We start from the raw sequence: 18,295 nt of genomic DNA, 5'->3' as shown, positions 1-18,295 counted from the left end.
TCTCCGGTGTCCCTCGCGTCTCGACCGCCCGCTGAATCCTCTGCTGCTTCGTCAGCGGTGCAGCGGGCGGTCGAGCGCTATCTGCAGCACCTTGCCGTGGAGCGGGGGCTGGCCGCCAACACGCTGAGCGCCTATCGACGGGATCTGGCGCGCTACGTCCGATTCCTGACGGAGATCGGCGACGGCGCGCAGGCACCACCGGTCGATGATCCGCGGGAGATCACGGTCGCCCATGTCACCGGCTTCGTGCGCTGGCTGCAGCGCCCTGCGGCAGAGGAGACCGGGGAGCAGACCGGCGCGGGGCTGAGCGCTCGCAGCGCCGCCCGGGTCGTGGTGGCGGTGCGCGGTGCGCATCGCTTCTGGCTGCTCGAGGATCTCACCGAGCACGATCCCGCCGCTCAGGTCCCGCCGCCCACGCCGGGGATGCGGCTGCCCAAGGCGATCTCCGCCGAGCGGATCACGCGGCTGCTCGAGGCGCCGGATCCGTCCACGCCTGCCGGGCTGCGCGATCGGGCGCTGCTCGAGGTCCTCTACTCCACGGGGGCGCGCGCCTCCGAGGTCATCGGCCTGGACGTCGATGACCTGTCGGCGGCGCTGAGGTCGGGGGAGCAGCCGTCGAGGCTGCCGTTCCTGCGGCTGTTCGGCAAGGGCTCCAAGCAGCGCATGGTGCCGCTGGGACGGCCCGCCGTCGCCGCGCTGGAGGCGTGGATGGTGCGCGGCCGGCCCGAGCTGGCGGCCAAGGGGAAGGCCGATGCCGCGGTCTTCCTCAATCAGCGCGGCGGGCGGATCTCCCGGCAGACGGTGTGGAACACGGTGGCCCAGGCCGCCCAGGCCGCCGAGGCCGCAGGGCTGAGTGCCGAGGGCGTGGAGGTCAGCCCGCACACGCTGCGCCATTCCTTCGCCACGCACCTGCTCGAGGGCGGGGCGGACCTGCGGGTGGTCCAGGAGCTGCTGGGGCATGCGTCGGTGACGACCACGCAGGTCTACACGCTGGTCACGGCCGATTCTCTGCGCGAGGTGTGGGCCATGGCCCACCCGCGCGCCCGCTGAGGCTGCGCATCCCGCTGGTGGCACTGACCAGCAGCAGGGCAAGGGCGGCTCCAATGCCCGTCTCCACGACGCGATCGCCGATCAGTTCGCGGGCGGGGGTGGCGACCACGAAGCTCGTCATCATCAGCGCCACCGGTGTGAGGAACACCAGGGCCAGGCTGTAGTGGCGGACCGCGTACAGCTCATTGGCGAACTGCAGCGCCGCCAGCAGCAGGGCCAGCCCCAGCGGGCTCCAGTCGATCAGCAGGAGGAGACCGGCCAGGGCCACGCCGGCGAAGGTCCCGATGATGCTGTGCACGACCCGGTTCGCGGCTCCGGCGAGATCCGCCGCGGCGATCGGAGCCGTCGCCGCCAGGATCGCCCAGTGTTGATGGCCCTGGCCGCTGGCGATGGCCACCGAGCCTGCCGCACCGACGGCGACGGCGTAGCGTGAGGCACGCGCCAGTGCCTCCGGCCAGTCCACCCGCTCGGGCTGCGGCCTGGGAGCACGGGTGGTGGAGCCGGGGGAGGAGCGCCTCGAGAGGAAGCCCAGCGCCACGACGGTGGCCGCGCTCCCCCCAGCCGCCAGCGCCGACTCCCACAGCTGGCCCTGCTCGGGCACCCCGGCGGTGGTGGTGAAGGCGTACAGGAAGAAGAAGGGGCCCGCTGGGCGCAGCTGCAGCCGGTCCGAGACGACGGACAGCACGGCGGCCACGACGACGGCTGCGAACGTCACAGCCCAGGGGCCGAGCCCGGCGCTGGCCAAGGCCGCCCCGGCGATGACGCTGCCGCTCATGAGCGCCCCTGCGATCGCCAGGTGCTGGAAGCGCAGGCGCGGTGCATCCGCGCGTCCGAACACACCCGTGAGCGATCCGAAGATCACGTGCACGCACAGATCCAGTCGCCCGAGCAGGACGACGGCCAGAAGGGGCAGCGCGATGCCGATCCCGACGCGCGCGGCAGGCCCGCGGTGACCGCGCCCGGAGGGGATATGGAGGAAGTCCTGGAGGTGGCTCTTCACGATCATGCGAAGGAGCGGACCATGAAGATCTTGGCGCAGCGGGTGCCGTCGCCGGGTGCCACGAAGTCCGCCAATCGGCCGTACTCCCGGAGGCCCTCCGAGGCGTAGAGATGCTGGGCTCGCTCATTGCCCTCGCGCAGGTCGAGGGTGAGGTGCTCGATGCCTGCGGTCTGCGCCTGCTCGAGCAGCAGGCGCAGACCGCAGGCATCGTGGGCAGGGCCGTCGATGATGCCGCGCAGCAGGTCCTCGAGCTCTTCCCGCGCGGGCGGGTCGGTCCAGCCGAGGGCTGCGCCGTCGCTGACGAGGCCGCCGATCATGCGGGTGCGGGAGTCCAGCACCGGGTCGGTCAGGTCGTCGGCGGTGGCGCGGTGCAGTTCGGGCATGACGAAGAGTCTACGAAGATCCGGACGGCGTCCCGTCGCCGTGTTCTGTGGGAGCCGGAGGCGAGGCGCTGTCGTCGGGTCCCGACGAGCAAGTCCCCGAACGGACCGGGCCCCGCCGATCGCTGGGGATCGGCGGGGCCCGGTCAGGACAGATCGAGGATCAGTCCAGGTGGCGCTCGTCGGGGCCGTTGTAGGCCGACAGCGGCCGGATCAGCGAGTTCGCGGCACGCTGCTCCATGATGTGCGCGGTCCACCCGGTGAGGCGGGCGCACACGAACAGCGGGGTGAACGTGGGAATGTCGAAGCCCATGAGCCAGTAGGTGGGCCCGGCCGGGTAGTCCAGGTTGGGCTTGATCTGCTTGGCCTCGTCCATGGAGCGGGCCAGGCCGTTGTAGAGGCCCAGGATCTCCCGGCGGTCGTAGTGATCCAGCATGCGGAACAGGGCGTCCTGCATGGTGGGCACGCGGGAATCGCCGTTCTTGTAGACGCGGTGGCCGAAGCCCATGACCTTCTTCTTCTCGGCCAGGGCCTGGTCCATCCACTCCTTGGCCCGCTTCTCGGCGTCTTCCTCCGACTCGTCCTTGCGGATGCCGAGCTCCTGGAAGGTGTGCATGACGGCCTCGTTGGCGCCGCCGTGCAGCGGGCCCTTGAGCGCGCCGACCGCACCGACCACGGCGCTGTGCAGGTCCGCCAGCGTGGAGGTGATCACGCGCGCCGTGAAGGTCGAGGCGTTGAAGGAGTGCTCGGCGTACAGGATCATCGACACGTTGAAGGCGTCGACGACCTCCGGATCGGCCTCCTCGCCGAAGGCCATCCACAGCAGGTTCTCGCTGTAGCTGAGGTCATCGCGGGCGGAGATCGGGCCCTTGCCGTGGCGGCGGCGCTGGTCGTAGCAGACCACCGCGGGCATGGCCGCGAACAGCGCCTTGGACTTCTCCAGCTCCGCCTCGGGGGAGGCGTCCTCGGCCTTGGGGTGCTGGGCGCCCAGGACGGAGATCGCGGTGCGGCACACGTCCATGGGGTGGCAGTCCGTGGGCAGGGCGTCGATCACGGCCTTGAGCTCGGGGCTCAGGTCGCGGTGCGCCCGCTCGAACTCCTCGAACTCCGTCAGCTCCTGCGCGGTGGGCAGCTCGCCGTTCCACAGCAGCAGCGCGACCTCCTCGATCGTGCGCGAGGCCGCCAGCTCCTGGACGGGATAGCCGCGGTAGAGCAGGGAGTTGGACTCGGGGTTGACCTTGGAGACGGCCGTGACATCGGCGACGACGCCGGCCAGGCCCTTGTGGACCTCGGGTTCCTGGGTGGACTGATCTGCAGTGCTCATCACTTGCCTCCTGGGACGTCGAATGCGAAGACCTGGCTGTCGAACTGGTTGTAGCCGTCGTAGTCGACGGTCTCGTACAGACGCGCTCGCGTCTGCATCTGGGGCACAGCGGCCTGCTGGGTGCCGTCCTGCCGGATGGTGTCGAGCAGGCGCTCGACCGCACCCATGGCTGCGCGCTGTGCGGAGACGGGGTAGATGACCATGGAGACCCCGGCGTCCTGCAGCTGCTGGACCGTGAACAGCTCGGACTTGCCGAACTCCGTCATGTTCGCCAGCACCGGCACGTCGAGTGCTGCGGCGACGGCCTCGAACTCGGAGAGGTCCTTCATCGCCTCCGGGAAGATCGCGTCCGCGCCGGCCTCGACCAGCGCCTGGGCACGCTCGATCGTGGCCTCGAGGGTGTCCACTGCGCGGATGTCGGTGCGGGCCATGAGCACGAGATCCGGATCGCGCCGTGCCTTGGCGGCGGCCTGCAGTCGCTGCACGGCGGTGTCCTGGTCCACGACGGCCTTGCCGTCCAGGTGCCCGCAGCGCTTGGGGTTGACCTGGTCCTCCAGGTGGCACCCGGACAGCCCGGCGTTCTCGAGCTCCTGGATGGTGCGGGCTACGTTCATGGCCTCGCCGAACCCGGTGTCGGCGTCGATCAGGGTGGGCAGGTCCGTGGTGCGGGCGATCTGCCCGCCGCGGGTCGCCACCTCGGTGAGCGTGGTCAGCCCGATGTCCGGAAGGCCGAGTTCGTTGGCCAGGACGCCGCCGGAGATGTAGACGCCGTCGAAGCCCTTCTCCTGGATCATCGACGTGGCCAGCGGCGTGAACGTGCCGGGGAACTGGACGCAGCGGTCTTCGGCGAGCAGCTCGCGGAAGCGCTTGCGCTTCTGCTGGGCGGTGACGTGGGAGTACAGCATCAGAAGATCCCCTCGGGTCCGGTGGCCAGGTCGACGGAGGCCAGGATGTTCAGCGCGCCGAGATCGCCCGCCTTCAGGCTGGGCAGCTCCTCGGCCGCCTGGATGAAGCGCTCGAGCTCGGATTCCGCCACGACGCCCTCGGCCAGCGAGCGAAGCTTGGTCAGGTACTGCTCGCGGGCGAACGGACGGGCGCCGAGCGGGTGGGCGTCCGCCACGGCGATCTCCTCGACGATCCGGGTGCCGTCGGTGAGGGTGACCTCCGCACGGCCGCCGAAGGCCTTCTCGGAGATGTCCAGGGAGTGGTAGCGGCGGGTCCACTCCGGATCCTCCTGCGTGGTGACCTTGTTCCACAGGGCGACCGTCTCCGGACGGCCCGCGCGCTCGGGGGCGTAGGAGGCCGAGTGGTTCCATTCGCCGTCCTGCAGCGCCACGGTGAAGATGTACGGGATCGAGTGATCCAGGGTCTCGCGAGAGGCCTTGGGGTCGTACTTCTGCGGATCGTTGGCGCCGGAGCCGATGACGTAGTGGGTGTGGTGCGAGGTGTGCAGCACGATCGAGTCGACGTTGTCCGCGTTCGCGATCTCCGGGTGCTCGGAGTGCAGGCGCCGCGCCAGGTCGATCCAGGCCTGGGCCTGGTACTCGGCGGAGTGCTCCTTGGTGTAGGTGTCCAGGATGGCGCGCTTGGCCTCGCCCGGGCCCGGCAGCGGGACCTCGTAGGAGGCGTCCTTGCCGTCCAGCAGCCAGGCGATCACGCCGTCCTCGCCCTCCCAGATGGGAGTGGGGGAGGTCTGTCCGCGCATGGCGCGATCGACGGCCTCCACGGCCATCTTGCCGGCGAAGGCCGGGGCGTGGGCCTTCCAGGTGGAGATCTCGCCCTTGCGGGACTGGCGGGTGGCCGTGGTGGTGTGCAGGGCCTGGCCGATCGCGTGGAAGATCACGGACGGGTCCAGGTGCAGCAGCGTGCCGATGCCGGCTGCCGCGGAGGGGCCCAGGTGGGCCACGTGGTCGATCTTGTGGGCGTGCAGGCAGATGGCCTTGGTCAGATCGACCTGGATCTCGTAGCCGGTGGCGATGCCGCGGACCAGGTCCGCGCCGCTGGCGCCGGTGTGCTGGGCCACCGCGAGGATCGGCGGGATGTTGTCGCCGGGGTGGGAGTACTCGGCGGCCAGGAAGGTGTCGTGGAAGTCGAGCTCGCGTACGGCCACGCCGTTGGCCCAGGCAGCCCACTCGGGGGAGACACCGGTGGAGCGATCGACGCCGAAGACCTGCGCTCCGCGAGCGCCCTCGGCCGGGCGGTGGCGCAGCGCCTGATCGCGGGCGGAGACGATCGGCGCGCGGTTCACGGAGGCCATGGCGACCGAGGCGTTGTCCAGCACGCGGTTGATCACCATATCGGTGACCTCGGGGGAGACCTCCACCGGGTCGGCGGCGACCTCGGCGATCTTCCAGGCCAGCTGCTCCTCGCGGGGCAGCTGCGCCGATGACGGGTGGACCTTCACGGTGTGGTTGACGGTCATGACGTCCTCTCTGATGCGGTGGTTTCGGTCTTCTCGAGGGCTGCGCTCAGGGCCTGGTGCAGGTGCAGGCGCACGGCGGCCTCGGCCAGCTGCTCGGAGCCGGAGGCGATGGCCCGGGCGATCGCGGCGTGCTCCTGGGCGGCGCTGACCAGCCGGGACGGGTCGTGGGACGAGAGCCGGCGCACCCGGATGAGCTGGGTGCGCACGGTCTCCAGGGCGGTGACGAGCCAGGGGTTGGCCGCGGCGTCGTCGATCATCCGGTCCATGCGGGCGACGAGCTCGTAGTACTCGTCCGGGACCGGGTCTCGGTCCAGCTGGTTCGAGATGCCCTGCAGCTCCTCGGCCAGGTGCACGAAGTCGCCCGGCGTGCAGCGCACCGCCGCCAGTCGAGCGGCCTTGACCTCGAGGGCCTCGCGGAGCTCGAACAGCGGCTCGATGTCCGCGGCGCTGATCCGGCTGACCGCCGTGCCGCGGCCTCCGATCTGCTCGGCCAGGCCGTCGGCGGCCAGCAGGCCCAGGGCCTCGCGCACCGGCGTGCGGGAGGTCCCGAAGCGCTCGGAGAGCTCGACCTCCCCCAGGGGTGCCCCGGGGGCGAGATCTCCGTTGAGGATCTCCGTGCGCAGCTGGAGGTGCACGCGCTGACCTGCTCGCATGGTGCTCCTCTCCGCCCGGGGACTCGGTGCGCGCCCGACGTGCTCGCGACGCCTGCTGTGTATACACACCCTGCCACGGACCGCGGTTCCTGTCACGCCGCCGAGCAGGCGATGGGCATCAATGTATACACAGGGGTGGTGCTGAGTGAGCTGAGTCACTAGTGTGGCGGACATGGAACCGGGCGGGGCCCGGCGGCGGCGCACCGTGTGCATCGCCTGCGCGGCGCCCCGGACCGGACCGGCCCACGAGCCACGCACAGCACGGACAAGGAGCATCCATGAGCCAGCACAGCGCGGACCAGCCCCGCCCCACCACAACCGCCGAGCGCACGCTGCCCGGCGACGGCACCTACTCCGGGGCGTGGCGGCGCAGCGTCGAGGATCGGGAGGGCTTCTGGCTGGAGGCAGCTCAGGGCATCGACTGGATGACGCCGCCCAGCCGGGCGCTGGATGGTTCCGGCGACCCGATCTTCCGCTGGTTCCCGGAGGCCACGCTCAACACGTGCGCCAATGCGGTGGACCGCCACGTCGCGGCCGGTCGCGGGGATCAGGCGGCCATCATCTACGACTCCGCCGTGCTCGAGCGGCAGGAGACGATCACCTATGCCCAGCTGCAGGACCGGGTGGCGCAGGCCGCCGGGGCCCTGCGGGAGCTGGGCGTGCAGAAGGGCGATCGGGTGCTCATCTACCTCCCGATGATCCCGGAGGCGCTGATCTCCATGCTGGCCTGCGCCCGGCTGGGCGCGGTGCACTCGGTGGTCTTCGGCGGCTTCGCCCCGCGCGAGCTCGCCGTGCGGATCGACGACTGCGCCCCGCGCGCCGTCATCACGGCCTCCGGCGGAGTGGAGCCCAAGCGACGCATCGAGTACCTGCCCTCCGTGGAGGAGGCGGTGCAGATGGCCGAGCATAAGCCGTCTGCGGTGCTGGTGGTCGGGCGCGAGGGCTTCGAGCACGACGTCGCGGGCATGCGCGAGCGCGCGGCCGTCGACGGCCTGGAGTGGGTGGATTGGCAGGAGGCGGTCGAGGCCGCCGAGCCTGCCGAGCCGGTCGAGGTCGCTGCCACCGATCCGCTCTACATCCTCTACACCTCCGGCACGACCGGCAGCCCCAAGGGCGTCGTGCGGGACAACGGCGGCCACGCCGTGGCGCTGAGCTGGTCCATGGCCAACATCTACGACATCGGCCCCGGCGAGGTCATGTGCACCGCCTCGGACGTGGGCTGGGTCGTGGGCCACTCCTACATCGTCTACGCGCCGCTGCTGGCCGGGGCCACGACCGTGCTCTACGAGGGCAAGCCGGTGGGCACCCCGGATGCCGGTGCGTTCTGGCGGCTGGTGGCCGAGCACCGCGTGAAGGCCTTCTTCACCGCCCCCACCGCGCTGCGGGCAATCCGCAGGCAGGACCCCGAGGGCGAGCTGGTGGCCGAGCACGACCTGTCGAACCTGGACACGCTGTTCGTGGCTGGCGAGCGCCTGGACCCGGAGACCTGGAGCTGGGCGGGCAGGGCGCTGGATATCCCCGTGGTCGATCACTGGTGGCAGACCGAGACGGGCTGGGCCATCAGCGGCAATCCGGTGGGCCTGGAGCAGCTGCCGCTGAAGTCCGGCTCTTCCACGGTGCCGATCCCGGGCTACGAGATCGAGATCCTGGATCCGCTGGGCGAGCCGGTGCCGCAGGGGGAGGAGGGCAACATCGCCGTGCGCCTGCCGATGCCGCCGGGCACGCTGGCCACCCTGTGGGGCAGCGACGACCGCTTCCGCAGCGCCTACCTGGAGGCCTTCCCCGGGTACTACGTCACGGGCGACTCCGGGCGGATCGACGAGGACGGCTACGTCTTCGTGATGGGCCGCACCGACGATGTCATCAACGTCTCCGGCCACCGGCTCTCCACCGGTGCGCTCGAGCAGGCCCTGGCCCAGCACCCCGCGGTGGCCGAGTGCGCCGTGATCGGCGTGGCCGATGAGCTCAAGGGCCAGCGCCCGTGCGGATACGTGGTGGTCAAGCAGGGCATCGAGACCTCGCAGGAGCAGCTCAGCGAGGAGCTCGTGCAGCTTGTGCGCCGGGAGATCGGCGCGGTCGCCGACCTCAAGCAGATCGCGGTGGTCGAGGCCCTGCCCAAGACCCGCTCCGGGAAGATCCTGCGCAAGACCATGCGCCAGATGGCCGATGGCCAGGAGGCGCCGGTGCCCTCGACCATCGAGGATCCGGCCGTGCTGGAGGCGCTGGAGCCCGTGCTGCGGGGCCGGTGAGTGCGCGGCGGGGCGATCCTGCCGGGCGGATCGCCCCGCCGCTGTCAGTCGCTCGGAGCCGTGCGCTGAGCGCGCAGCTCGCGCTTGAGCAGCTTGCCGGACTGGTTGCGCGGCAGCTCGGCCACGAACTCCACGCGCTTGGGCACCTTGCAGTCGGCCAGGCGTTCGCGGGCGTGCCGGCGGACCGTCTCCGCGGTGAGCTGCTGGTCGGGATGCACCACGATCACCGCCGTGATGGCCTCGCCCCAGCGCTCGTCAGGAAGTCCGAGCATCGAATCGCGGGTGACCTGATCTCCCGAGTGGAAACACCCGTCCGCGAAGCTCTCCTCCGTCTGCTCCGCGCATCCCCAGTAGCCGGACATCAGCTGCGGGGAGCGGTATTGGATCTCGCCGGGTTCACCCGCACCGGCCGGGGTGCCGTCGGCGGTCATCACGCGCGCCTCCACGTGGAAGACCGGGCGGCCGCACGACGTCGGGCGCAGGTCGTGCTCCTCGGGGCGAAGCACGGTGCACAGGGGACCCAGCTCGGACTGCCCGAAGCAGTTGTAGAAGCCCAGCCTGGGGAACCGGTCGCGCAGTCTCTGCAGCACCGTGGACGGCATGATCGAAGCGCCGTACTGCGCCTGGGTCAGCGAGGACAGGTCGCGGGTCTCCAGCTGAGGGTGCGAGCTCAGGGGGACCCACACGGTGGGGGCCAGAAACAGTGAGAAGAGGTGCTCGCGCTCCACCAGCTCGAGCATGGCGGGGATGTCCGGCTTGGCGATCAGGCGGATCGAGGCGCCCAGGCACAGGTAGGGCACGAGGAGCACGTGCAGAGTCGCCGAGTGGTACAGCGGCATGGCCACCAGCGGCCGGTACTCGGCGCCGCGCTCGCGGGTCAGATCGGCTGCCGTTTCCTCGGCCAGGCCCAGCAGGGCGGGGTCCGCGGCGATCAGGGCGACGTCCGCATCGCGCAGGATGTGGCGCAGCTCCTCGCCCTTGAGAGCGAAGTTCACCGGCACGTGCACTGCGCCCGTGGACGCGCAGGCCAGGACGAGGATCGCGAAGGCGTCGGAGTTCGCGCCGAAGGCGGCAACCCGATCGCCCGGCGAGATCCCGGATCGTGTCTCCGGCCGGGGGCTGCCCGAGGGGAGGGGTGATGCACTCCGGTGCCGTGGTGCCGTCGAGCGGGGCCCTCAATCGCCGCAGGACCGATACTCCATCTCGGGTCGGCCCACCGTGCCGCGGCGTGCCCGGCGCTGTGCGCGGTCGACCTCGGTCAGGTGCTCCAGATAGCGCCGAGCCGTCACGCGGGAGATGCCCGTCCGCGCCGCGACCTCGGCCGCCGACTGCCACGGCAGTGCCGCCAGCTCCTGGGCCACGCGCTCCAGCGTCTCAGGGGACAGGCCCTTGGGGCTGCCCGAGGCTGCGAATGGCCGAAGCCCATCGAGTGCTCGATCGATCGCCTCCTGATCGAGCGGCTGCTCTCCCCGCAGACTGGTGCGGTACTGCTGATAGGCGGCCAGGCGATGCAGCAGCTGCTCGCGGGTGAAGGGCTTCACGAGGTAGCCGACGACTCCAAGCGAGGCAGCTGCTCGAACCGTCTCCACATCCCTGTGGGCTGTCACCGCGAGGATGTCCACGTCATCTCCGGCGGCGCGCAGCCGGCGTGCGACGTCGATGCCGGTGGCATCGGGGAGATTCACATCCAGCAGCAGAAGGTCCGCGGGGCGGCCTTCGCGACGCAGCGAACTCACCGCTCGCAGGGCTTCTGCGGCTGTGGCCGCACTGCCCGCCGCCTCGAATCCCGGTACCTGCTGAACGAACCGCAGGTGCGCGTCCCGGGTCAGCGGCTCGTCTTCCACGACGACCACCCGAAGCTCCCTGCTCATGATCGAACCTCCTTCGAGACCAGGGGGAAGCTGAGCACGAAGGCCGTGCCGCCGTCGTCGATCACCTCGATCGCACCGCGATGGCGGTGGACGATCTCGCTCACGAGTGCCAGTCCCACACCGTGGCCGCCCACGGTGTCCGAATCCTTCGTGGAGGCGCCGCGCTGGAAGATCCGCTCCCGCACCGACGCCTCGATGCCCGGCCCCGAATCCGCGACGCTGAGGATCGCGGCGCCGTCATCATCGTGCGCGATCTCGACTTCCACCAGCGGTCCTTCGGCGCCGGATGCGGCGACGGCTGCTTCGATTGCGTTGTCGATGAGATTGCCCACGACGGTCACGGTCTCCGATGCGCTCAGCGGAAGTCCGGGTGCTCCGTCCGCCGCATGGACCTCCAGTCGGACTCCGCGCTCCTGGGCCGCGGAGGCCTTGCCCAGCAGCAGGGCCGTGAGCACGGGATCCTCGATCCCTGCCCCGACGTCCCCGGCCAGACTCAAGGTGCGCTGCTGATCCGCGGCGGCGAAGCGCCTTGCCTGCTCGGTCTCGCCGAGCTCCAGCAGTGCGACGATCGTGTGCATCCGGTTCGCGTGCTCGTGGGTCTGCGAGCGCAGCGCCTGGGCCATCGTGGTGGTCGCACGCAGCTGGCCGGACAGCCGGGTGAGCTCGGTGTGATCGCGCAGGATCGCGACCATTCCGGTCGAGGGCTCCGACGCGCGCAGCAGGGAGACGATCAGGGTGCGCTCGCCGTGCATGATCCACTGCTCGCGGACCTCCTGCTGCCCGGTGAGCAGGTCCTGCAGCTGCGGGGGCAGACTCGCTTCCTCCAGGGGAATGCCTCGACGACGTCGCCGATCGGCCCATCGGTAGACAAGGCTGCGCCCGTCCGGCTGCTGGAGGGCTTCCAGGGCAGGCTCGGTCAGGCCCAGCAGCTCACGAGCTCGAGCGTTGGCGAGCATGAGTCTGCCGTCCTCGATCAGCAGAAGGCCCTGGGCCGCCTGCTCGAGCACGGCGTCCTGAACCGAGACGGCCTCGGCCAGCTCCTCCGGAGTCCGTCCCCCGGTGCGCTGGGAGAGGTAGCGGGCCAGGGGAAGATGGGCCGCAGCCCCGGCTGCGAGCAGCGCCAGCGCCATCCCGAGCAGCAGCGGGGCCTCGGCCCAGACCTCGTCGGCGGTGTGCTCGACCAGCACTCCCGTGGAGACCAGAGCGACGATCTCTCCGTCCTCGTCGCGCACCGGTGCGGTGGTGCGGGCCGACAGGCCGAGCTGCCCCTGTTCCGTCGAGGTCCTGACCTGCCCGCTGCGCGCTTCCTCGATCGAGCCGCGGAATCGCTGCCCGATCATCTCCGGCCGAGGGTGGGTCCATCGGATGCCCTCTGGCGACATGATGGTGATCCAGTCGAGCTCGGTGCTGCGCACGAGGTCATCCGCCAGGGGCTGCAGCTGGGCGTGGGGGTCGTCAGCACCCGACTGCTCGATCACGAACGGGTCGTCAGCCAGGGCTATGGACATGGTGCGGCTGATCTCGCGGGCTCGCTCGTCGGCATCCTGGGCGGCTCGCTGGATGAGCACGGCGCCGAAGACGGCCGCTAGGACAAGGACCAGCAGCAGCTGCAGGGCCAGGATGCGGCGGGCCAGGGACATGGGAGCTCCTCGTGCGGATCGGGGTGTCCGGAAGTCTCCCACCTCGCTGACCGCTTGTGGTCCCGCTCACGACCACAACGACCACAACGAGACGTGCATCACAGATCCCGTCAAGCTGGTTGTGGCGCCGAGCGAGGCGCAGCACCGCCCACCGCCGGCCTCGTCCGGCGTCGCATCGTTCAGGAGCAGCACATGGCAGCAGCCGAGCAGCCGGGCCCGACGTCGTCGACAGCGCCCCGGAAGAAGAAGGACCGCACGCACACCCTCTACATCGCCGTGATCATCGCTGTGGTCGCCGGTGCCGTCCTGGGACTGGTCGCTCCGGAGGTCGGAGTGGCGCTGAAGCCCGTCGGCACGGGGTTCATCGCGCTGATCAAGATGATGATCGCTCCGGTCATCTTCTGCACGATCGTGCTGGGCGTCGGCTCGATCGCCAAGGCGGCCACGGTCGGCAAGGTCGGGGGCATGGCTCTGGCCTACTTCATCGCCATGTCGACCTTCGCCCTGGCCATCGGCCTGGTGGTGGGCAACATCGTCCAGCCCGGCTCCGGCCTGGACATGAGCAACGCGACGTACGAGGTCCCCGCCGACGCTTCCCATGGCGCCGGTGCCGAGGAGGGGACCGTCGGGTTCCTCCTGGCGATCATCCCCACCACGCTGGTGTCATCGTTGACCTCCGGCAACATCCTGCAGACCCTGTTCGTCGCACTGCTCGTGGGCTTCGCGCTGCAGGCGATGGGAGAATCCGGTCGGCCCGTGCTCAAGGCGGTGACCTACATCCAGGCCGTCGTGTTCCGACTGCTGATGATGGTCATGTGGCTGGCGCCGCTCGGCGCGTTCGGCGCGATCGCAGCCGTGGTGGGCGCCACCGGCGTGCAGGCCATCACGTCGATGTTGGTGCTGATGCTCGCGTTCTACATCACCTGCGCCCTTTTCATCATCGTGATCCTCGGCCTGATGCTGAAGATCGTGACCGGGGTGAACATCTTCTCGCTCATGAAGTACCTGGCCCGCGAGTACCTGCTGATCTTCTCGACCTCATCGTCCGAGGCGGCACTGCCCCGGCTGATCGCCAAGATGGAGCACCTGGGTGTCTCCAAGCCGGTCGTGGGCGTCGTTGTGCCCACCGGCTACTCGTTCAATCTCGACGGCACGGCCATCTACCTGACCATGGGTGCCCTGTTCGTGGCCGATGCCATGGGCACTCCGCTGGCACTGGGCGAGCAGATCACCCTGCTGCTGTTCATGATCATCGCCTCCAAGGGTGCGGCCGGCGTCTCCGGTGCGGGCATCGCCACCCTGGCGGCCGGCCTGCAGTCGCACCGTCCTGATCTCGTCGACGGCGTGGGGCTGATCGTGGGCATCGACCGGTTCATGTCCGAGGCTCGTGCGCTGACCAACTTCTCCGGCAATGCCGTGGCCACGCTGGTGCTGGGCACCTGGGTCCGCGAGATCGACCGGGACCGGGTGAGCCAGGTGCTGTCCGGGAAGCTGCCCTTCGACGAGGCGCAGATGGCTGTGGACCCGCACGCCTCGCCGACCGCCCCCGAGCAGGCGCTCGAGGGCCACGAGCAGTCGAAGCTCGCCTGAGGTTCCGGCAGGCACTGCATGCGCCGCCTGGTCCTTGCCGCGGAAGCGCTCGGCCAGGCGGCGCGTCCATGCAGGTCCCGCCCGGCGGCGGTAGGGTGACTGGCCAGAGAAGGCGGGCGCGCGTCGGCGCGGCTCGCACGCCGTCCCCAGACCAGGAGTGGTTCCCACAGTGAGCAGCAAGAACGAGGATCGGTTCCCCGAGCTCGGCGAAGCCGAGACCGGCAAGGTCGGCCCCACCGGGCGTCCGCTGCGCCGCTTCCCGGATCCACCCGAGCTCGACTCGCATGGGCCGGCGCGGATCATCGCGATGGTCAATCAGAAGGGCGGCGTGGGCAAGACGACGTCGACCATCAACCTGGGCGCGGCCCTGGCCGAGACCGGGCGCAAGGTCCTCATGGTGGACTTCGATCCGCAGGGCGCGCTGTCGGCGGGCTTCGGGGCGAACCCGCACGAGCTCGATCAGACGATCTACAACGTGATGATGGAGCGCGGGGTCGATCCTTGGGACGTGATCCTGGAGACCGAGACCGAGGGCATCGACCTCATGCCGGCCAACATCGACCTCTCGGCCGCCGAGGTCCAGCTGGTCTCGGAGGTGGCCCGCGAGCAGGTGCTGGCCTCGGCGCTGCGCAAGGTCGAGGACCACTACGACGTCATCCTCATCGACTGCCAGCCCTCGCTGGGTCTGCTGACGGTCAACGCGCTGACCGCCGCCCACGGCGTGATCATCCCGCTGATCTGCGAGTTCTTCGCCCTGCGCGCGGTGGCCCTGCTGGTGGACTCGATCGAGAAGGTCCAGGACCGGCTGAACCCCAAGCTGCAGATCGACGGCGTCCTGGCCACCATGTTCGACTCCCGCACCCTGCATTCGCGCGAGGTGCTGGACCGGATCGTGGAGGCCTTCGGCGACAAGGTCTTCGACACCGTCATCAAGCGCACCGTGAAGTTCCCGGACGCCACGGTCGCCGCCGAGCCGATCACGTCGTTCGCGACCAACCACGCGGGCGCGGATGCCTACCGCCAGCTGGCCCGGGAGCTGATCTCGCGCGGCGGCGCTCCGTGATCCGCGCATGAGCGCACTCGTCCCGGAGATCGAGTCCTCGGGCCTGGCCGGGTCCGAGGGCGGCTTCGCGGTCGAGCTCGAGAACTTCGCCGGGCCGTTCGAGGTCCTGCTGGGGCTGATCGGCAAGCACGAGCTCGACATCACCACGGTCTCGCTGTCGATGGTCACCGACGAGTTCCTGGACTACGTCCGCGCCCTGCGCGAGACGAACTCGCTGGCGGCCCTGGACGCCGCCAGCGAGTTCCTGGTCGTGGCCGCCACGCTGCTGGATCTGAAGGCGGCCCGGCTGCTGCCGCGCGGCGAGGTCGACGACGAGGCCGACCTGGCCGTGCTCGAGGCCCGCGACCTGCTCTTCGCCCGGCTGCTGCAGTACAAGGCGTTCAAGGACATGTCCCAGCTCATGGCCCAGACCATGCGCACCGAGTCCGCCCGCCAGGCCCGCTCCGTGCCGCTGGAGCCGCAGTTCGCGAAGCTCATGCCCGAGCTGATCTGGCGCACCACCCCCGAGGAGTTCGCCCAGATCGCGATCCGGGCGCTCACGCCCAAAGAGGCCGCGCCCACCGAGGTCGGCGTCGATCACCTCCACGGCTCCGAGGTCACCGTGCGCGAGGAGGCCGATCAGCTGCGCCTGATGCTCGCCGACGGCCAGGAGCACACCTTCGCCGAGCTGATCGCCGACGCCGAGACGGTGCTGGTGGTCGTCGTGCGCTTCCTGTCGGTCCTGGAGCTGTTCCGCGACCGCGCGATCGACGTCCGCCAGGACGAGCCGCTGGCCGATGTCTGGATCACCTGGACCGCCCCGGAGGATTGGAGCCCCGAGCGGCTCTCCGACGAGCACGACGTCCCCGCCCCGACCGATCCCGCCGCCGAGGGCCCCGCGGCAGAAGACACGCCCCATGACTGAGCAGCACGAGCCCGCCCCCGATGGCAGCGCGGACGAGGCGGCCGCGTCGTCCCCGGCGGCGGAGGACCCCGCTGGCGTCGTCGACGTCGACACCCTCCCTGGGGGCCTGGCGGCCGGGATCGAGGCGGTGCTCATGGTCGCCGAGCGCCCCGTCTCGGAGTTCGACCTGGCCAAGGTCCTGGGCCAGTCGGTCGACGAGATCCGCGCGACCCTGGATTCGCTGCGCGCCGAGTACGACGGCCTCACCGGCGATGACGACGACCCGGCCGTTCCGCGCGGCTTCGAGCTGCGGAAGGTGGGCGGGGGTTGGCGCTTCTACTCGCGCGCGGAGTTCGCCCCGGTGGTGCAGGCCTTCGTGCTCGAGGGGCAGACCTCGAGGCTGTCGCAGGCTGCGATGGAGACCCTGGCCGTGATCGCCTATCGCCAGCCGGTCAGCCGTGCGCGGGTCTCGGCGATCCGCGGCGTGAACGTCGACGGCGTGGTGCGCACCCTGGTGGCCCGCGGGCTCGTGCAGGAGATGGAGCGCGATCCGCTGACCGGCGCGCTGCTCTACGGCACCACCCCGTACTTCCTGGAGAAGCTCGGCCTGGATTCGATCTCCGAGCTGCCGCAGATCTCGCCGTACCTGCCCGGCGTCGAGGACGTCGGCGACTTCGACGGCTGAGCCGCCGCCCCTCGCGGCTGAGGGGTGTTGCCAAGCGGCGGGCTCCCTGCGCCGCGCGTGATCCCGGGTACTGCGCCGGTGGGGGCTCAGCGGATAGGATGGCCTGTCGTCCGCGCGGGACTCCCCGTGCATCACGCCGACCGGCACAGCGGGACCCGAACGAGGGTCCGTACCGGTCGAGCAACGACGACCGCCGACCGACGCCCGCCCTCGCGGCGGCTCGGTGCGTGCTGAGCCGACTCCCACAGGACGTCAGGCCCGGCACGCGAACGATCCCGGCGCTGCCGCTGTCCAGCATGCGAGTCAGCGTCGTGCCAGGCGGCACCGACAGACCACCACAGACCTGCAAAGGACAGTGCGACATGGCTGAGAACCATTCGAACTCCCGGGGCAAGCGCCCCTCCCAGAGCCGCGGCAGCGGCCCGTCCCGCCCCGGCAAGGGCTCGGGCGGCCGCTCCGGCGCACCGGGACGCTCCGGCGGCCCCGGCAAGGGCCCGAAGAACGGCCCCAAGGGCGCCGGCCCCCGCGGTGCAGCAGCCGGAGGCCCCAAGGGCCGTCCCGGCAAGCCCGCCACCAAGGCGAATGCCGTCGGCCCCAAGGCGCCCAAGGGCCAGAAGGGCCCCAAGCCCTTCGCCAAGTCGGAGCGCTACGAGCGCAAGATGCCGGACAAGGTGGCGATCTACGGACCGCACCGCCGTCGTCGTCCCAAGAACCCGCCGGTGGACCGCCTGGAGGTCCACGACTCCGAGGGCGTGCGCCTGCAGAAGCTGCTGGCCAACGCCGGAGTCGCCTCGCGGCGGGTGTGCGAGGAGATGATCGCCGAGGGCCGCGTGACGGTCGACGGCCAGAAGGTCACCGAGCTCGGCGTGCGCGTGGATCCGCGCACCGTGGAGATCACGGTCGACGGGCTGCCCATCCAGCTCGATGACAAGCTCGTCTACTTCGCCTTCAACAAGCCGGAGGGCGTCGTGTCCTCGATGGAGGACCAGGAGGGGCGTCCGTGCATCTCGGACTTCCTCACCTCCTCCAAGCACCTCCAGCACCGCGTCTTCCACGTGGGCCGCCTGGACTCGGAGACCGAGGGCCTGCTGCTGCTGACCAACGACGGCGAGCTCACCAACCGCCTGACCCACCCCTCCTACGAGGTGCCCAAGACCTACCTGGTGCAGGTGCGCGGGCCCATGGAGAAGGGCATCGGCGACATCATGAAGGCCGGCGTGGAGCTCGAGGACGGCGTGGCCAAGGTGGACGAGTTCCGCCTGGTCGACTCCGTGCCCGGCCACATCCTGGTCGAGGTCGTGCTGCACTCGGGGCGCAACCGCATCATCCGCCGCCTCTTCGATGCCGTGGGCTACCCCGTCGAGCGCCTGGTGCGCACCCAGGTGGGCCCCATCCGCATCGGCGATCAGAAGCAGGGTGTGGTGCGCGATCTGTCCAACACCGAGGTCGGGCACCTGCTGGCCTCCGTGGGCCTGGAAGGCTGAG

Annotated in this window: 16 protein-coding genes; 7 read left to right on the top strand and 9 right to left on the bottom strand. The window is 70.5% G+C overall.

Annotation, left to right across the window (positions count from 1 at the left end; genetic code table 11):
• Window positions 1-6: 6 nt before the first annotated feature.
• Window positions 7-1,050, top strand: coding sequence for a site-specific tyrosine recombinase XerD (locus RF645_RS12575; RefSeq protein WP_368819215.1), 1,044 nt, complete (start codon window positions 7-9; stop codon window positions 1,048-1,050).
• Here RF645_RS12575 and RF645_RS12570 read toward each other — a convergent pair.
• The 6 genes from RF645_RS12570 to RF645_RS12545 all read right to left on the bottom strand — a co-directional run bounded on the left by RF645_RS12570 (window position 995) and on the right by RF645_RS12545 (window position 6,829).
• Complete coding sequence (locus tag RF645_RS12570; protein WP_368819214.1) at window positions 995-2,056, bottom strand: FUSC family protein; 1,062 nt, start codon at window positions 2,054-2,056, stop codon at window positions 995-997. The two genes, RF645_RS12575 and RF645_RS12570, sit on opposite strands and share 56 nt — an antisense overlap.
• Window positions 2,053-2,433: a GNAT family N-acetyltransferase gene (locus RF645_RS12565; RefSeq protein ID WP_368819213.1), complete on the bottom strand. Its 381-nt coding sequence runs from the start codon at window positions 2,431-2,433 to the stop codon at window positions 2,053-2,055. The genes RF645_RS12570 and RF645_RS12565 overlap by 4 nt, the downstream gene beginning before the upstream one ends.
• A gap of 160 nt (window positions 2,434-2,593) precedes the next feature.
• Complete coding sequence (locus RF645_RS12560) at window positions 2,594-3,754, bottom strand: bifunctional 2-methylcitrate synthase/citrate synthase (RefSeq protein WP_006215828.1); 1,161 nt, start codon at window positions 3,752-3,754, stop codon at window positions 2,594-2,596.
• On the bottom strand, window positions 3,754-4,659 hold the full coding sequence (gene prpB, locus RF645_RS12555) for a methylisocitrate lyase (RefSeq protein ID WP_368819212.1): 906 nt from the start codon (window positions 4,657-4,659) through the stop codon (window positions 3,754-3,756). The genes RF645_RS12560 and prpB overlap by 1 nt, the downstream gene beginning before the upstream one ends.
• Window positions 4,659-6,176 (bottom strand): MmgE/PrpD family protein, encoded by a 1,518-nt coding sequence (locus RF645_RS12550; protein WP_368819211.1) that lies wholly within the window; start codon window positions 6,174-6,176, stop codon window positions 4,659-4,661. Before RF645_RS12550 ends, prpB begins: the two co-directional genes overlap by 1 nt.
• A complete protein-coding gene (locus RF645_RS12545) occupies window positions 6,173-6,829 on the bottom strand; it encodes a GntR family transcriptional regulator (RefSeq protein ID WP_314302291.1) in 657 nt (218 codons plus the stop codon). The genes RF645_RS12550 and RF645_RS12545 overlap by 4 nt, the downstream gene beginning before the upstream one ends.
• 278 nt (window positions 6,830-7,107) lie before the next feature.
• Between RF645_RS12545 and RF645_RS12540 the strand changes: the two genes are divergently transcribed.
• On the top strand, window positions 7,108-9,078 hold the full coding sequence (locus RF645_RS12540; protein ID WP_314302290.1) for an acetate--CoA ligase: 1,971 nt from the start codon (window positions 7,108-7,110) through the stop codon (window positions 9,076-9,078).
• A gap of 44 nt (window positions 9,079-9,122) precedes the next feature.
• Here the strand turns inward: RF645_RS12540 and RF645_RS12535 are convergent, their stop codons facing one another.
• From RF645_RS12535 to RF645_RS12525, 3 genes are all read right to left on the bottom strand, one after another.
• Entirely contained in the window at window positions 9,123-10,172 is a 1,050-nt protein-coding gene (locus RF645_RS12535; RefSeq protein WP_368819221.1) for an AMP-binding protein, read from the bottom strand.
• An 81-nt stretch (window positions 10,173-10,253) separates the two neighbouring features.
• Window positions 10,254-10,949, bottom strand: a complete 696-nt coding sequence (locus RF645_RS12530; protein ID WP_024290217.1) for a response regulator — start codon at window positions 10,947-10,949, stop codon at window positions 10,254-10,256.
• A complete protein-coding gene (locus RF645_RS12525; protein WP_368819210.1) occupies window positions 10,946-12,589 on the bottom strand; it encodes an ATP-binding protein in 1,644 nt (547 codons plus the stop codon). Before RF645_RS12525 ends, RF645_RS12530 begins: the two co-directional genes overlap by 4 nt.
• 192 nt (window positions 12,590-12,781) lie before the next feature.
• Between RF645_RS12525 and RF645_RS12520 the strand changes: the two genes are divergently transcribed.
• From RF645_RS12520 to RF645_RS12500, 5 genes are all read left to right on the top strand, one after another.
• Window positions 12,782-14,179, top strand: coding sequence for a cation:dicarboxylase symporter family transporter (locus RF645_RS12520; RefSeq protein ID WP_024290219.1), 1,398 nt, complete (start codon window positions 12,782-12,784; stop codon window positions 14,177-14,179).
• 169 nt (window positions 14,180-14,348) lie between these two features.
• Complete coding sequence (locus tag RF645_RS12515; RefSeq protein ID WP_006215814.1) at window positions 14,349-15,242, top strand: ParA family protein; 894 nt, start codon at window positions 14,349-14,351, stop codon at window positions 15,240-15,242.
• Between the two features lie 7 nt (window positions 15,243-15,249).
• Window positions 15,250-16,146, top strand: a complete 897-nt coding sequence (locus RF645_RS12510) for a ScpA family protein (protein ID WP_368819209.1) — start codon at window positions 15,250-15,252, stop codon at window positions 16,144-16,146.
• On the top strand, window positions 16,139-16,810 hold the full coding sequence (gene scpB, locus RF645_RS12505; RefSeq protein WP_368819208.1) for an SMC-Scp complex subunit ScpB: 672 nt from the start codon (window positions 16,139-16,141) through the stop codon (window positions 16,808-16,810). Before RF645_RS12510 ends, scpB begins: the two co-directional genes overlap by 8 nt.
• Window positions 16,811-17,172: 362 nt before the next feature.
• Window positions 17,173-18,294, top strand: coding sequence for a pseudouridine synthase (locus tag RF645_RS12500; protein WP_368819207.1), 1,122 nt, complete (start codon window positions 17,173-17,175; stop codon window positions 18,292-18,294).
• Window position 18,295: the final 1 nt, after the last annotated feature.

The sequence above is a fragment of the Kocuria sp. CPCC 205260 genome, from assembly GCF_040981045.1.
Classification (GTDB): domain Bacteria; phylum Actinomycetota; class Actinomycetes; order Actinomycetales; family Micrococcaceae; genus Kocuria; species Kocuria palustris.
Note: the sequence above shows the minus strand (reverse complement) of the source record. Positions and strands in the feature narration are given on the sequence as shown.

Bases quoted from the DNA above. Each gene is read 5' to 3' on its own strand.
- RF645_RS12540 (WP_314302290.1), top strand. From the start codon at position 7,108: ATGAGCCAGCACAGCGCGGACCAGCCCCGCCCCACCACAACCGCCGAG.
- RF645_RS12510 (WP_368819209.1), top strand. From the start codon at position 15,250: ATGAGCGCACTCGTCCCGGAGATCGAGTCCTCGGGCCTGGCCGGGTCC.
- RF645_RS12565 (WP_368819213.1), bottom strand. From the start codon at position 2,433: ATGCCCGAACTGCACCGCGCCACCGCCGACGACCTGACCGACCCGGTG.
- scpB (WP_368819208.1), top strand. From the start codon at position 16,139: ATGACTGAGCAGCACGAGCCCGCCCCCGATGGCAGCGCGGACGAGGCG.
- RF645_RS12525 (WP_368819210.1), bottom strand. From the start codon at position 12,589: ATGTCCCTGGCCCGCCGCATCCTGGCCCTGCAGCTGCTGCTGGTCCTT.
- RF645_RS12570 (WP_368819214.1), bottom strand. From the start codon at position 2,056: ATGATCGTGAAGAGCCACCTCCAGGACTTCCTCCATATCCCCTCCGGG.
- RF645_RS12550 (WP_368819211.1), bottom strand. From the start codon at position 6,176: ATGACCGTCAACCACACCGTGAAGGTCCACCCGTCATCGGCGCAGCTG.
- RF645_RS12500 (WP_368819207.1), top strand. From the start codon at position 17,173: ATGGCTGAGAACCATTCGAACTCCCGGGGCAAGCGCCCCTCCCAGAGC.
- RF645_RS12560 (WP_006215828.1), bottom strand. From the start codon at position 3,754: ATGAGCACTGCAGATCAGTCCACCCAGGAACCCGAGGTCCACAAGGGC.
- RF645_RS12520 (WP_024290219.1), top strand. From the start codon at position 12,782: ATGGCAGCAGCCGAGCAGCCGGGCCCGACGTCGTCGACAGCGCCCCGG.
- prpB (WP_368819212.1), bottom strand. From the start codon at position 4,659: ATGCTGTACTCCCACGTCACCGCCCAGCAGAAGCGCAAGCGCTTCCGC.
- RF645_RS12530 (WP_024290217.1), bottom strand. From the start codon at position 10,949: ATGAGCAGGGAGCTTCGGGTGGTCGTCGTGGAAGACGAGCCGCTGACC.
- RF645_RS12545 (WP_314302291.1), bottom strand. From the start codon at position 6,829: ATGCGAGCAGGTCAGCGCGTGCACCTCCAGCTGCGCACGGAGATCCTC.